Below are 13,248 nucleotides of genomic sequence, written 5' to 3'. Positions count from 1 at the left end.
CAATCTTCTATTTGGTTTGTCAACCGACTTGTCTATTGAGACTATTCTTCATAAATCATTTTTCGTGTCATACCACCATCAACGATGATATTTTGACCATTAATAAAATTGTTATCGGGATCTGCTAAATAAAGACATGCTTTTGCGATGTCTGCAGGTTTTCCAACACGATTAGACCAATGTTGTACATGATCTTTTTCTTTTAAGTCATCATAATTATTAAACTCTATCCAGCCTGGACTGATACAATTCACTGTAATATTATAGGTCTGAAGTGACGCGGCTAAGGAATGAGTTAGTGATACAATTCCACCTTTTGAAGCGGCATAAGACTCTGAGTTTGGTTCAGACATTATTGCTCTTGTAGATGCCATATTAATGATACTACCTCCATTAGTCATTACTTTTGCTGCTTCTCTGGAAGCAATAAATACACTTCTTAAGTTTGTATGTATTACATCATCAAATTCTTGGATACTTAATTCAAATAATGGTTTGAACTTAGCGATTCCTGCATTATTAATTAAAATATCAATCTTTCCATAAGTATTCATAACGTATTGGATGAGATTTTTTAAATCTACTTCTTGCTTAACATTCGTTTTAAAAAATGAAGCTTTTCCCCCATCCCTTTCTATTTGTTGTTGAACATACTTCCCTTTTTCATCATCAAGATCGGCAATACAAACAATTGCACCTTCTTGTCCGAACGCTTTTGCAATCCCTTCGCCTATACCGTTTGCGCCTCCAGTGATTATAACTACTTTATCAATAAATTTAGTTCTCATTGTTCAAATCCTTTCATCTATCTTTTGTTTTAATTGCTTTTGTTCACGCTAATACAAAAAATTTATACAGTCTTCTTGATATCATTTCATTATACTTAAAATACGCTATTAAACAAAAAAACTGCCAGAAGGCAGTTTTTTTGATACAGACTAATCATTGCAAATATATCATTTTTATTTATGAAATTTCATTACTAAGTGAGCTTAAACATCCTGGTTCAGTCCCATTTTTTTCAATAGATATATGAGCATTTCTTTTTCTGTTTTATTGATATGAGAAAACAATTGATCAATCATTTGTTCATGCTCAGGGAAAATGGAACTAATTAAATGACGACCTTCATCAGTTAAGACGGCGTAAGTTACTCTACGATCTTTTGGACAAGGTAATCGTTTTATGAATCCCTTGGCCTCTAATTTATCAAGAACATATGTCATATTACCGCTGGAAATTAATATTCTTTTACCAATATGTTGAATTGGTGTATCACCTTTATGAAAAAGTAATTCTAAAACTGCAAATTCTGTTAAATTCAAACCAAATAACTTAATATGTTCAATAGCAGCATCTGTTATATATCTATTTGTTTTACAAATTTCAGAGAATAATTGTAGCGATCGGCTTTGATTATACTGATCATTCAACATATATTTCACCTCTCATTACAAAATCTTTAATTCGAGATTATTTTAGAGTATTTTCATTGTAAAGTCAATAAGAATAGGCTTTTTGCTTCTAAGCGATTAAAAAATCAAAGCATCAATTGCATAAGCACCAGGACCTGTTAGGGCTACCCCAATTACAACTGCTAAAATAATTAAGTTTAATTCATATCCATTTTGAGTTGACCAAAAACCGTTTGGGCCATGTACTTTTACAATTGCTACGAACATTGCACCAGCAATTAATAATGCTGCTAATGGTGTTAATAAACCTGTTGCAAATAAAATACCACCTAGTAATTCACTTAACCCAGCAAAAAATGCCATTTGTACCCCTGGTTTCAAGCCAATCGATTCCATCCACTGACCAGTACCTTTTAATCCATACCCACCAAACATTCCAAATAATTTCTGTGCACCGTGACCAATAAAAGAAACCCCTATCACTAAACGGATGATTAATAATCCTAAACCTACTAACATAATTTTCATTCTCCTCTTTTGTTTTAGTTATAATTAAAGTATCTCTAATTTGAGATAATGTATTAAAAAAATTTGAAACCATTAATTCTTAATCTAATTATGATTGCACAATATAAGTTTCATCTATTTTTATCAATTTTCACCTCACTCAATTTATCTTGACTTCGAGATAATATTAATCTAAATTTATCACTTTGTCAACATAGTTATTGAAAAATATAAAAAAGATGAACTAAAGTTCATCTCAATTTTCTCTTACTACATGAAGACCTATTCTATTATTGAAAATTTGGTTTTTATTTTTGAATACAAAAGAACCATTTACATAATCAATGACTAACTGATTTTCGTAAACATCTTCAAAATGTAAGTTAACCATAAATTCAATACCGTCACCCGTAATTAATTTTTCATTAGGTCCGCATGGTCTTTTATTGATCACTTGGATTTGATAAATGTTATTTACAACATCACAACTACCACGATCAAATTCTAATAGTAATATTTGATGGTCTTCTATATTCTTTAACTTTTCTTTTGCAGAATCAGTAATTTTAAAATCCATTTTATAACCTGCCTTATTATTTAGTAACATGAAGGAATTTTACACAAACAGGTTCTGGTACAAGTACATCTGAATGTATGACTGTTAATTTTCCTGTGTGGTGATCCCTAGCAAATAGAACAAGATTACCAGAGATTTCATTTGATGCGATAACATAATTTTCAGTAGGATCTAATACAAAATCACGTGGCCAGTTTCCTTCGGATGAAACTATTTCAACTAATTCTAGTTTACCATTGTCTTGATTTACACTAAACACAGCTATACTATTATGTCCACGGTTTCCTGCATAGACAAAATGGCCATCATTTGAAATATGAATAGCGCTACCTTGGTTATTTTCAGTAAAATCAGCTGGAATTGTTGAAATATATTGTAGTTCAGTAAAGCTACCGTCTTCCTTGTTATATGATAATACAATTACTTCTGAACTTAACTCTGTCATTACATAAGCATATTGACCATTTGGATGGAATGTTAAATGTCTTGGGCCACTTCCTGGTTTTACGTTTAAAGAAGATGATTTTGTTAAAGTACTGTTATCTAATTTATATGTATTAATTTCATCTGTTCCTAAGTCTACTGCAAGTACAAATTTTTCATCTGGAGAAAACCCTGAATAATGAGCATGTGGTTTTTCTTGTCTTGATTGATTAGGTCCAGTACCAATATGCTGCATTGTTGAAGTAACTGGATTTACTTGTCCGTTAACTTCAAAGGATTCAATTGTACCTTTGTGGTAGTTAGCTGTTACGACAACATGATTTTCTTCATTAACACTTACATGACATGGAGATGCGCCTTCTGAGAATTGTGAATTAATTTTCACAAGATCCCCGCTATCCTCATGAATTGAAAATGCAGTTACACCACCTTTATCTCCTTCTTTCACGACCGAATAAAGGTTTTTATTGTCTTTACTTATTGTTACATATGTAGGATTTTCCAATGTAGCGGCTGGTGCAACATCTATAATTCTTTCTGCGTTCGTATCGAGTGTAAAACGATAAATCCCTTTACTTTCCCCTTTGGTATAAGTCCCAATATAACCTAGAAATTTACTGTTAGTTGTTTGCATTTCTACTCCTCCTCAAAATGTTGTATTTTTCATTTTATGGAAATGGTTAATCTATTTTAAAAACCCCCTTAATCATAGCTACAGCCTAAAACAGTATCACAGACAAAGGGGGTCTTTTATAATTGATCTATTTATTTTTTACTTAATCAGCTTGGTAAGCTTTGCGATTAAAGTTTAGGTGCTTTTTCCCAATCTGCAGCGAATTTTTCAATTCCTTGATCAGTTAATGGGTGTTTAGAAAGTTGCTCAATTACGCTATATGGAATAGTAGCGATATGTGCACCTGCCAATGCAACACGAGTAACGTGATCTGGGTGACGTACTGATGCTGCGATGATTTGAGTATCTAAGTTATGAACACGGAATAACTCAGCAATTTTAGCAACTAATAATACACCATCTTCAGAGATATCGTCTAAGCGACCTAAGAATGGAGATACATAAGTTGCACCAGCTCTAGCAGCTAATAATGCTTGGTTTACAGTGAAAATTAATGTAACGTTTGTTTTTACACCTTTTTTAGTTAAGTAACGGCAAGCTTCTAATCCAGCAAGTGTCATCGGAAGTTTGATTGTGATGTTTTTATCTCCTCCGTTAATTTTGATTAATTCATCTGCTTCAGCCATCATTTCTTCAGCAGATACAGCATTCGGTGTAACCTCAGCAGATACTGATTCTACTTCCGGTACTAATTTTAAAATTTCTTCAATTCGATCTTCAAATTTCACGCCTTCTTTTGCTACTAATGAAGGGTTTGTTGTAACTCCAGATAATACGCCCATTTTATAAGCTTTTTGAATATCAACTACGTTAGCTGTATCGATAAAAAATTTCATGTTTGTCTTCCTCCAAAAAATAATTATTTTTTATATTTATATTGTAACGCTTATTTATTTCTTTTCAACTGCGTGGCCACCAAATTCATTACGAAGTGCTGCAACAACTTTACCAGTGAATGTATCATTGTCTAATGAACGGTAACGCATTAATAATGACATTGCAATTACCGGAGTAGCTGCTTGTAAATCTAATGCAGTTTCAATTGTCCATTTACCTTCACCTGAAGAATGCATAACCCCTCTAATCTCATCTAAATTGGCATCTTTAGAGAATGCATTTTCAGTTAATTCCATTAACCATGAACGAATAACTGAACCATTGTTCCAAACTTTCGCTACTTTTTCATAATCGTAGTCGAAGTCACTTTTCTCTAATACTTCAAAACCTTCACCAATTGCAGCCATCATTCCGTATTCAATACCGTTATGAACCATTTTTAGGAAATGACCACTACCAACTTTACCAGCATATAAGTAACCATTTTCTACAGCAGTATCTTTGAAGATTGGTTCTACGATATCCCAAGCTTCTTGATCTCCACCAATCATATAGCAAGCACCATTTCGTGCGCCTTCCATACCACCTGATGTACCTGCATCCATGAAACGGATACCGAATTCTTTTAATTCATCATAACGTCTGATTGATTCTTTATAGTGAGAGTTTCCAGCTTCAATGACAATATCGCCTTCACTTAAGAAAGGTTTTACTTCATTAATAACTGAATCAACAACAGCGTGTGGAACCATGATCCAAAGAATTCTTGGAGTATCTAAATTTTTTACTAAATCCTCTAAGCTTGTTACGCCTGTAGCGCCAAGTTTATTCATTTCTTCTACAGCGCTAGCATTTACGTCAAAAGCAACGACTTCATGGTTGTTGTCCATTAAATTTTGACCTAAGTTTAAACCCATTTTCCCTAATCCAACTAATCCTACTTTCATTACGTTATCCTCCTAAATCATCCATGTATCTATATATGTTTTTCACTAAGTACATAATTTTATGACAAAAGTATCAAAATACTTTTTTGATTGCATTAAATCAAGAATTTAATAAACTTTTACTAATATTTACAACATTTTTTGTACTGAAACCAAATAGTTCCATTACTTCATTTCCAGTACCTGATGCACCAAATGTTTCGATTGAGATTTTTTTGCCTTTGAAACCAACAAATCGTTCCCATCCTAGAGAAATTCCCATTTCAATTGAAATACGATTTGTATTGTCTGATGGAAGGACAGATTCTTTATACTCATCTGATTGTTTTTCAAATAATTCCCAACTTGGCATTGCAACGATTCTAACTGATATATTTTCTTTTTCTAACTCAGTTTTGCTATCAACTGCAAGTGCTACTTCTGAACCAGTTGCAATTAAAATTAAGTCTGGTTTGTTATTAGTTTCAGTTAAAACATAAGCACCTTTTGAAAGATTATCAATATTTTTAGCTGTTTCTTCAAATACTGGTAAGTTTTGACGACTTAACACTAATGCGATTGGTCCTTCAGTATTTTGTAATGCATATGCCCAAGCATTTGATGTTTCATTTGCATCCGATGGACGAATGACTGTTAAACCTGGGATTGCACGTAATGCTGCTAAATGTTCAACTGGCTCATGTGTTGGACCATCTTCTCCAACGGCAATTGAATCATGCGTAAATACATAAGTTACAGGTAATTTTTGTAATGCTGCTAAACGAATTGATGGACGTAAATAATCATTAAATACAAAGAATGTACTTACGAAAGGTTTTACAGCGCCATGTAAAGCCATACCATTTGCAGCTGCACCCATTGCATGCTCACGAACACCAAAGTAAATATTGCGGCCTGCATAAGATTCAACAGCAAATTTACTCTCATCTTTAATATCTGTCATAGTAGAATGAGATAAATCTGCGCTTCCTCCAAAAATTTCAGGCACTGATTTTATGTAGTGATTAATTGCTTCACCACTTGCTACACGTGTAGAAACCGTTTTTTGAGGATCAAACGTTAAAATACCATCAGCATCGATCAGAACTTCTCCATTAATTGCTTTTTCTAATTCAGCAGCTAATTCTGGATAAGCCTCACGATATTGATTAAATAATTGATTCCATTCAGATTCTAACTGACTACCTTTAATTTGTATCTCGCTAAAATGCTGTTTAACTTCTTCTGGAACATAAAAATTTTCATTATAGTTCCATCCATAAGCTTTCTTCGTTTCTTTCGCTTCTTCGATACCAAGTGGTGCACCATGTGCTTTATTAGTTCCAGCAACTTTTGGACTACCGAAACCGATAATCGTTCTGATTTCAATAATAGTTGGTTGGCTAGTGTTTTGTTTCGCAAGCTCAATTGCTTTTGAAATCTCTTCTTGATCATTACCATTCTCAACACGTAAGTAGTGCCAATTAAATGATTCTGCTCTTTTTTGCATATCTTCTGAGTACGAAAGATTTAATGTACCATCTAAAGAAATATCATTTGAATCATAAAGCACAACTAATTTACCAAGCTTCATATGACCCGCAAGTGACATTGCTTCATAAGCAACACCCTCCATTAAATCGCCATCACCAACTAGTGCATAAGTGTGATGATCAATAATTGAATGGCTGTCCTTATTAAATTTAGCAGCTAAATGAGCTTCTGCCATTGCCATACCTACAGCTGTTGCTATACCTTGTCCTAATGGACCTGTTGTAGCTTCAACTCCATCAGTATGTCCAAATTCAGGATGACCAGGTGTTTTACTATTTAGTTTGCGGAAATCCTTTAAATCTTGGATCGATACATCATAACCTGCTACGTGTAGCAAGCTGTATAACATACTAGAACCATGTCCTGCTGAAAGTACAAAACGGTCGCGGTCAAACCATTTAGAACTCTTTGGATTGTGTTTTAAATGATTTGCCCAAAGAGCATATGCCATTGGTGCTGCACCCATAGGAAGTCCAGGGTGTCCCGAGTTTGCTGCGTTAATCGCATCGATTGATAATGTTCGAATTGTGTTAATTGCTAAAGTATCAATAGTTGTATTCATTTTTAGATACTCCTTTTTAGTTTCTTATTTTCACTAAGATCAGATTCTTCTGAATCCGAGTCAAGCCACCATTTAAATCCATCTTCAGCCAATAATTGACTAGATGCATCGGGGCCAAATAAACCAGCTTTATATGAATGAAGTGGTGTTAAATTTTCTTCAAATGCCTCTAGAATTGGTTGGACAAATTGCCAAGCTAATTCTACTTCTTTCCAGTGTGCAAAAAACTTCGCATCTCCACGAATTGCATCATGTACTAGTAATTCGTAAGCTTCTGGTTGGTCAGTGGCATTTGCTAAATAATCTGCACGAACCGGTTCAATTTTCCCATCAATGTTTTTACTATTTAAATAGAATGAAACTCTTTCGCTTGGATTGATCTCAATTACTAAAAGATTTGGTCCAACTAATTCATTTCTCTTTTTATATAGATCATCTTGCATAGGGTTTTTAAATTCAAACACAATACGCGTCGATTTTTCTTTTAAACGTTTACCTGTACGAATATAAAATGGTATACCCTTCCAGAAAGAGTTATCAATCCATAATCGAGCAGCTACAAATGTATCATTCTGAGATGAAATATCAATTCCAGGCTCTTGTTTGTATCCTATAAGCTTTTTACCATTTTGTTCCCCTGATGCATATTGACCACGTACAACATGAGATGTAACTTCATCTTTTGTCATCGGTCTAAGTGCTTCTAAAACTTTACGTTTTTCTGTACGCACTTCATCTGTTGTAACATTTTTTGGTAAGTGCATTGCAGTCATCATTAATAACTGAAGCATATGATTTTGGAACATATCACGAATTGCACCGGCATTATCATAATAACCAGCTCTTTCTTCCACCCCAACAGTTTCACTTGCAGTGATTTGGACATTTGCAATAAATTTATTATTCCACAATGCCTGAAGGACTGGGTTCGCTAATTCTAATGCTTCTAAATTTTGAACCATTGGTTTACCTAAGTAATGGTCAATTCTATATATTTCATCTTCGTTAAAAGATTTACTTAATTTCTCATTTAAATCTCTTGCAGATTTTAAGTCACGTCCAAACGGTTTTTCGATGATTAGACGTTTCCATCCTTTAGTTGTGCCTAAGCCACTATCTTTAATTTTAAATGCGATTGTTTCAAATAATTCAGGAGCTACAGATAAGTAAAATAATCTGTTTTCAGGAATATTTAATTCAAGTTCGCGTTTTTTTACAAGGTTTAACAAATCAAGAAATCCTTCTTTTTTTGTAATATCTAATTGATGATAACGGATTGATTCGAGAAAAGCCTCAGTTTTTTCATCACTTTCTAATTCACGTCTAGAAAATGTCTGTAGTGATTGTTTCACTTGTAGCTGAAACTCTTTATCTGAAATCTCTTTTCGACCGAGTCCAATTATTGAAAATGATTTTGGCATTTTCTGATCAATAAATAAATTATATAAAGCAGGATAAATTTTTCGTTTTGCTAAATCACCTGTACCTCCAAATAATACAAATGACATAGAATCCATTACTAAACCCCCTAAGTTCGAACCTTTTAATCTATTTATCTATTATCTTTTTAAAGACATAAAAAGTTCGGTTATATATTAAATTTTAAAAATGTATCTGAAATTCTTTGATTAAAAGTACTGAAAAATCCTATTTTAATGAAGGGTTGATCCGTTTAATTTAGTCAGAAGGATTTCAATGTAAATATATATCTTTGAGAAAGGTATTTGTCATTTATTCTCGAAAAATATTTTTTCACACTCCCTATAATACAAGAAAAAAATTTTAGTTACCAATAAAATGCTTAAAATTCAAGAATTTGGATGATATTTTTTCAACATATATCAAAAAAGCCTTGAATAACTATGTAAAGTTACCCAAGGCTTTAAAATGATTCGGTTTTAAAATATATTATTCCGACCAAATGTCTCTCTTTTTTAAAAGGTCATTTGAAGATGATTTGTATTGTAGATAAAATAATCCCAATTATAAACCCACATACTGCTCCATTTACACGAATCCAAGTAATATCTTTTCCAATCTTGTTTTCTAATAAATCTGTAATTTCTTCTGTAGATAATTTTTCGATATTCATTCGGACTAATTCGCCAATTTTATAGTGATATTTCTCAATTAATTGATTTAAGATTTTTTTAAAGCTAATGTCTATTTTATTTACCCAACCAGATTTTTTAATAAACTCAAGTAAACGCAGCAATGTTTTCAATATATACGCACGATCTGCTAATTTATTTTGAATCCAATTTGTAACTTCTTGTATTGCATAGGTAGCCCCACTATTTTTCCATTCATCTAATTGTCTTATAACATTTTCATTTGTTTTACTTTTCTCAGCTTCAATTCGAATAAATGAAAGGATTGTTTTACGTCGATCACTTTCTGGATTTTTTAATTCAATTAATAAATCAAGTAATCCATTATGAATAAATTCAATAATCTTTTCTTCGCCAATCATTGGTAGAAAAGCTTTAATCATAAAGAATTTTCTTTCAATAAATTGAATGATTTCTCTTCCAATCACTTCTTTTATATGTGGCATTTTTACATAATCTTCAATTTTATCAATTAAAAATTCATATGTTTTTTCATCCCACTCGTTTTGGAAAATCTTGTCGATCACATTGCTCCAAATTTTTTCGCTTGATATAGATTTAAGGGTTGTATGTAATGCATCTTGAATGATTCTTTCTATTGATTCCTTTTGAAATGAAGAGCCAAATTCTTGTATGGAAGATATGATTTTTTCTTTAGACTCTTCATCATTTAGCATATTTTCAAAAGAATCTACACCTTTTTCAATCCATTTTTGTTCATTTACTTTTTCAATTAAACTTTCTTTACTAAGCCATTGATTATTCAGTGAAGACAAAATACCTTCAGTGATTTTAGCTCTATTTTTAGGAAGTAAAGCTGTATGTGGGATTGGTATATTAAGTGGGTGTCTAAACATTGCTGTAACAGCGAACCAATCGGCAAGTCCCCCTACTAGTGCAGCTTCAAACCCTCCTGATAATATTTGAATGATTTTTGCTTGAAACGGCATTGTTGCGACAAATCCAGTTGATGCAACCAACAAAGATAGATTTGCAAGCCGTTTTGAATTTTTTTCAACCATTTATTTATTGCCTCCTATTGCTGTTTGAATTAAGTATATCACTGAATGATGACAATACTAAATTTAGGAAAAATCGTCATGACTGTATGCAGAGAATACTAAAATTGCATAAAAAAACAAATCAGTCAATATTCTTTTGAAAATGATGACATGTAATGTCTAAACCATTCTTAAGGTAAAAACGGTGAGCATCAAATCTATTTACACCTGAATCTAAATGGAATTGTTTACATCCTTTTTTCAAGGCTTCTGCAATTAACCAATTCCATAATATTTGAGCATATCCATTTTTTCGGTTGCTTTCGTTTGTAATGAAATCATCAACATATAAGTATTGATCCCATGCTAATGATTCAGTTATTCTATAACCTGCCACAGCCATTACTTCATTTTCATCAACGACCGCTATTAATGTATAATCATGTCTTTCCATTAAACGTCTGATTTTAGTAATGTATTCAGTTTGATCTAAATGAGGTCTTAGTTGTTTAACTGTATGAAAAGTAAGCATGATTTCTTTATCACTTTGCATAATCTTAACTTCCGGCATCATGATACAACTCCATTCAAAAAAATGTTTTAAGTAAGAAATTAAAATATGTCTAACTTAAAAATACCAAATTTTAGTGATTTTAAGAAAGGATTTTCTATAAATTAATAGAATGTATCAATTTAATATTCTAGGGATGGGAAGGGTTTGAAAAATGGGTAGAAAAATAATTTTTGTCATTGCATCTGTTATATTCATTTTATCAATTTTTATCTATTTCAATTTTTTCCGGGGCATCACTCAAGATACAAATTTTTTATTGATTAATAAAGTCGAAGTTACTGAGAATGTAATTGATCTCCATGCATCAAACCCTAAGAGCGGAATCATGATTAGTGGTATAGACAAAACTTATAAAAATCATATTGTATATCTCAAATTCCGAGGAGCACTAGTTAATGAATATGGTAAATCGATTAAAGATGGAAAAATTAGTATAGAAGGAAATTATAAAGATATAAATAAAGTAGTGATATTAGGGAACAATTATCAAAAAAAGCAGATTTGGGAAAGATAACGAAAAACAGACCAATTGAACAATGGTCTGTTTTGTTTTTATGTTAATATATTTAAGCTTCTTACAATAGGAACAGATGGTTCTACTGTTTTTATTTCATCTTATATCTCATTGAAAATATTTAAACAGATTTATATTGCTGTTCCATTTTTAAGAGCATCTTCTTCATAGCTAATCCACCCCGATAGCCGGTAAGTGTACCATTCTTACCAATTACACGATGACATGGAATCATAATCAATAATGGATTTTTACCGATTGCAGTTCCAACTGCACGAACTGCTTTTGGATTGTTGATCATATCGGCTATATCCTTGTATGTTTTTGTCTCACCATATTGAATGTTGTTTAAAGCGTTCCATACTTCCAATTGAAATTGTGTACCTTGAAAGTCCATTGGAATTGAAAATTGTTGTCGATCCCCTTTTAAAAATTCTATGATTTCTTCTGAATAGTTTTGTAAAACATCATTATTTTCAATCAGTTCTACGTTACGAAAACGCTTTTTTGCCCATTCTTTCAGTTCATCAAAGGATTGATTTAAAGACCCAACAAAACATAATCCTTCTTCTGTTGCCGCTATATATATTTTCCAGTCTCTATGTGTCAATAATGTCCAGTAAATTTTATGATTCATTTTGTTAACCTCCTAATGCTCATTAAGAAATTGATTGAATCTTTTTTAACAGTCCGCATTTAATTTCCAAAATTTTGAAATCATCCGTTCCAATCAATTACTTTATCCTGTCGTTATATTATAACCGCTAAGTCATATAAGAAGTTGAAACTATGAATGAAAGAGCAACATATCGATAATAATCTGTTATCTTTCATACAAAAAAACCAATAGCAATCTTTTGCTACTGGTTCTTATTATTGCATCATTTATCTTTAAATTGGATTTCTGCCACTAACTTTTCTGCAGCGTTCTTATATAAATTGCTAATATTAACAAATGAAGCTATACATAATAATTGCTCAAAATATTCTAAGTCTTTCTGGTCAGATTCATTTAAAAGACTGCTAACATCATTAACTCTTGAATGTAAATCGGTTTTGAAATTTGTAACATTTTTTTCGTTAATTTCTAAAAAGCTATTATATAAATCATCTATATTTAAATCGTCTTCTTCATGTATTTTTTTGTTAAGTCCATTTAATGTATCTTTTATGTCATTAATTGATAATGCACCTTTTAAATGATAGATCAAACTAATTAAAATGATATGTTTCTTCGTGTACTTCTTATTTTTAATTGGAAACAGTAACTTTGCTTTAGCATAATTATTAATCATCGTTTTGGTTAGGATTTTTTCTTCCGAATCCGTTTTCGCAAACTTATTATCAAATAGTTGAATAACCTGATCCATATATAGATCAATTTCAGGTATATCTTCCAATTCTATTTTTTTATCTAAATCTAGTTTTTCTATTAAGTCATTAATTTTTATCATAGTAACCTCTGTTTATTTATTTTCATAAGTAAGTATATTTTAACATAAAAATTTTCCAATTCAAACACTTGACTACGTTATGTAATCAGTGATAACGTAGTATGTAGTTATCAATACTACATAACATAGTTGGAGGAG

The 13,248-nt window shown here is 31.8% G+C and carries 14 protein-coding genes; 1 reads left to right on the top strand and 13 read right to left on the bottom strand.

Translation table 11 applies throughout. The annotated features are described in order from the left end of the window. Window positions 1-41: 41 nt before the first annotated feature. From ABID96_RS10245 to ABID96_RS10195, 11 genes are all read right to left on the bottom strand, one after another. A complete protein-coding gene (locus tag ABID96_RS10245; protein WP_192601925.1) occupies window positions 42-788 on the bottom strand; it encodes an SDR family NAD(P)-dependent oxidoreductase in 747 nt (248 codons plus the stop codon). Between the two features lie 204 nt (window positions 789-992). Continuing rightward, window positions 993-1,436 carry a MarR family winged helix-turn-helix transcriptional regulator gene (locus ABID96_RS10240; protein ID WP_192601924.1) on the bottom strand — a complete coding sequence of 148 codons (444 nt, stop codon included), beginning with the start codon at window positions 1,434-1,436 and terminating at the stop codon, window positions 993-995. A 96-nt stretch (window positions 1,437-1,532) separates the two neighbouring features. Beyond that, window positions 1,533-1,934, bottom strand: coding sequence for a DoxX family protein (locus ABID96_RS10235; protein WP_192601923.1), 402 nt, complete (start codon window positions 1,932-1,934; stop codon window positions 1,533-1,535). Window positions 1,935-2,178: 244 nt separating this feature from the next. Continuing rightward, window positions 2,179-2,499 carry an iron-sulfur cluster biosynthesis family protein gene (locus tag ABID96_RS10230; protein ID WP_192601922.1) on the bottom strand — a complete coding sequence of 107 codons (321 nt, stop codon included), beginning with the start codon at window positions 2,497-2,499 and terminating at the stop codon, window positions 2,179-2,181. A 16-nt stretch (window positions 2,500-2,515) separates the two neighbouring features. After that, window positions 2,516-3,577, bottom strand: a complete 1,062-nt coding sequence (locus ABID96_RS10225; protein WP_192601921.1) for a lactonase family protein — start codon at window positions 3,575-3,577, stop codon at window positions 2,516-2,518. A 167-nt stretch (window positions 3,578-3,744) separates the two neighbouring features. Continuing rightward, entirely contained in the window at window positions 3,745-4,413 is a 669-nt protein-coding gene (gene fsa, locus ABID96_RS10220; RefSeq protein ID WP_192601920.1) for a fructose-6-phosphate aldolase, read from the bottom strand. Window positions 4,414-4,467: 54 nt separating this feature from the next. Beyond that, on the bottom strand, window positions 4,468-5,361 hold the full coding sequence (gene gnd / locus ABID96_RS10215; RefSeq protein WP_192601919.1) for a phosphogluconate dehydrogenase (NAD(+)-dependent, decarboxylating): 894 nt from the start codon (window positions 5,359-5,361) through the stop codon (window positions 4,468-4,470). A gap of 100 nt (window positions 5,362-5,461) precedes the next feature. Further along, a complete protein-coding gene (gene tkt, locus ABID96_RS10210) occupies window positions 5,462-7,456 on the bottom strand; it encodes a transketolase (protein WP_192601918.1) in 1,995 nt (664 codons plus the stop codon). 2 nt (window positions 7,457-7,458) lie between these two features. Continuing rightward, window positions 7,459-8,973: a glucose-6-phosphate dehydrogenase gene (gene zwf, locus ABID96_RS10205; protein WP_192601917.1), complete on the bottom strand. Its 1,515-nt coding sequence runs from the start codon at window positions 8,971-8,973 to the stop codon at window positions 7,459-7,461. A gap of 425 nt (window positions 8,974-9,398) precedes the next feature. Further along, on the bottom strand, window positions 9,399-10,589 hold the full coding sequence (locus ABID96_RS10200; protein WP_192601916.1) for a DUF445 domain-containing protein: 1,191 nt from the start codon (window positions 10,587-10,589) through the stop codon (window positions 9,399-9,401). Between the two features lie 121 nt (window positions 10,590-10,710). Continuing rightward, window positions 10,711-11,139, bottom strand: a complete 429-nt coding sequence (locus tag ABID96_RS10195; RefSeq protein ID WP_377896839.1) for a GNAT family N-acetyltransferase — start codon at window positions 11,137-11,139, stop codon at window positions 10,711-10,713. A gap of 154 nt (window positions 11,140-11,293) precedes the next feature. On the opposite strand from ABID96_RS10195, the gene ABID96_RS10190 reads away from it, so the two are divergent. After that, window positions 11,294-11,656 carry a hypothetical protein gene (locus ABID96_RS10190; protein WP_192601914.1) on the top strand — a complete coding sequence of 121 codons (363 nt, stop codon included), beginning with the start codon at window positions 11,294-11,296 and terminating at the stop codon, window positions 11,654-11,656. Window positions 11,657-11,777: 121 nt separating this feature from the next. Here the strand turns inward: ABID96_RS10190 and ABID96_RS10185 are convergent, their stop codons facing one another. Continuing rightward, entirely contained in the window at window positions 11,778-12,293 is a 516-nt protein-coding gene (locus tag ABID96_RS10185) for a methylated-DNA--[protein]-cysteine S-methyltransferase (RefSeq protein WP_192601913.1), read from the bottom strand. Window positions 12,294-12,537: 244 nt separating this feature from the next. Continuing rightward, window positions 12,538-13,110 (bottom strand): DUF1836 domain-containing protein, encoded by a 573-nt coding sequence (locus ABID96_RS10180; RefSeq protein ID WP_192601912.1) that lies wholly within the window; start codon window positions 13,108-13,110, stop codon window positions 12,538-12,540. Window positions 13,111-13,248 lie beyond the last annotated feature (138 nt).

Origin of the sequence: Gottfriedia sp. OAE603, assembly GCF_040543965.1 — a bacterium.
Taxonomy (GTDB): Bacteria; Bacillota; Bacilli; order Bacillales; family Bacillaceae_G; genus Gottfriedia; species Gottfriedia solisilvae.
Note: the sequence above shows the minus strand (reverse complement) of the source record. Positions and strands in the feature narration are given on the sequence as shown.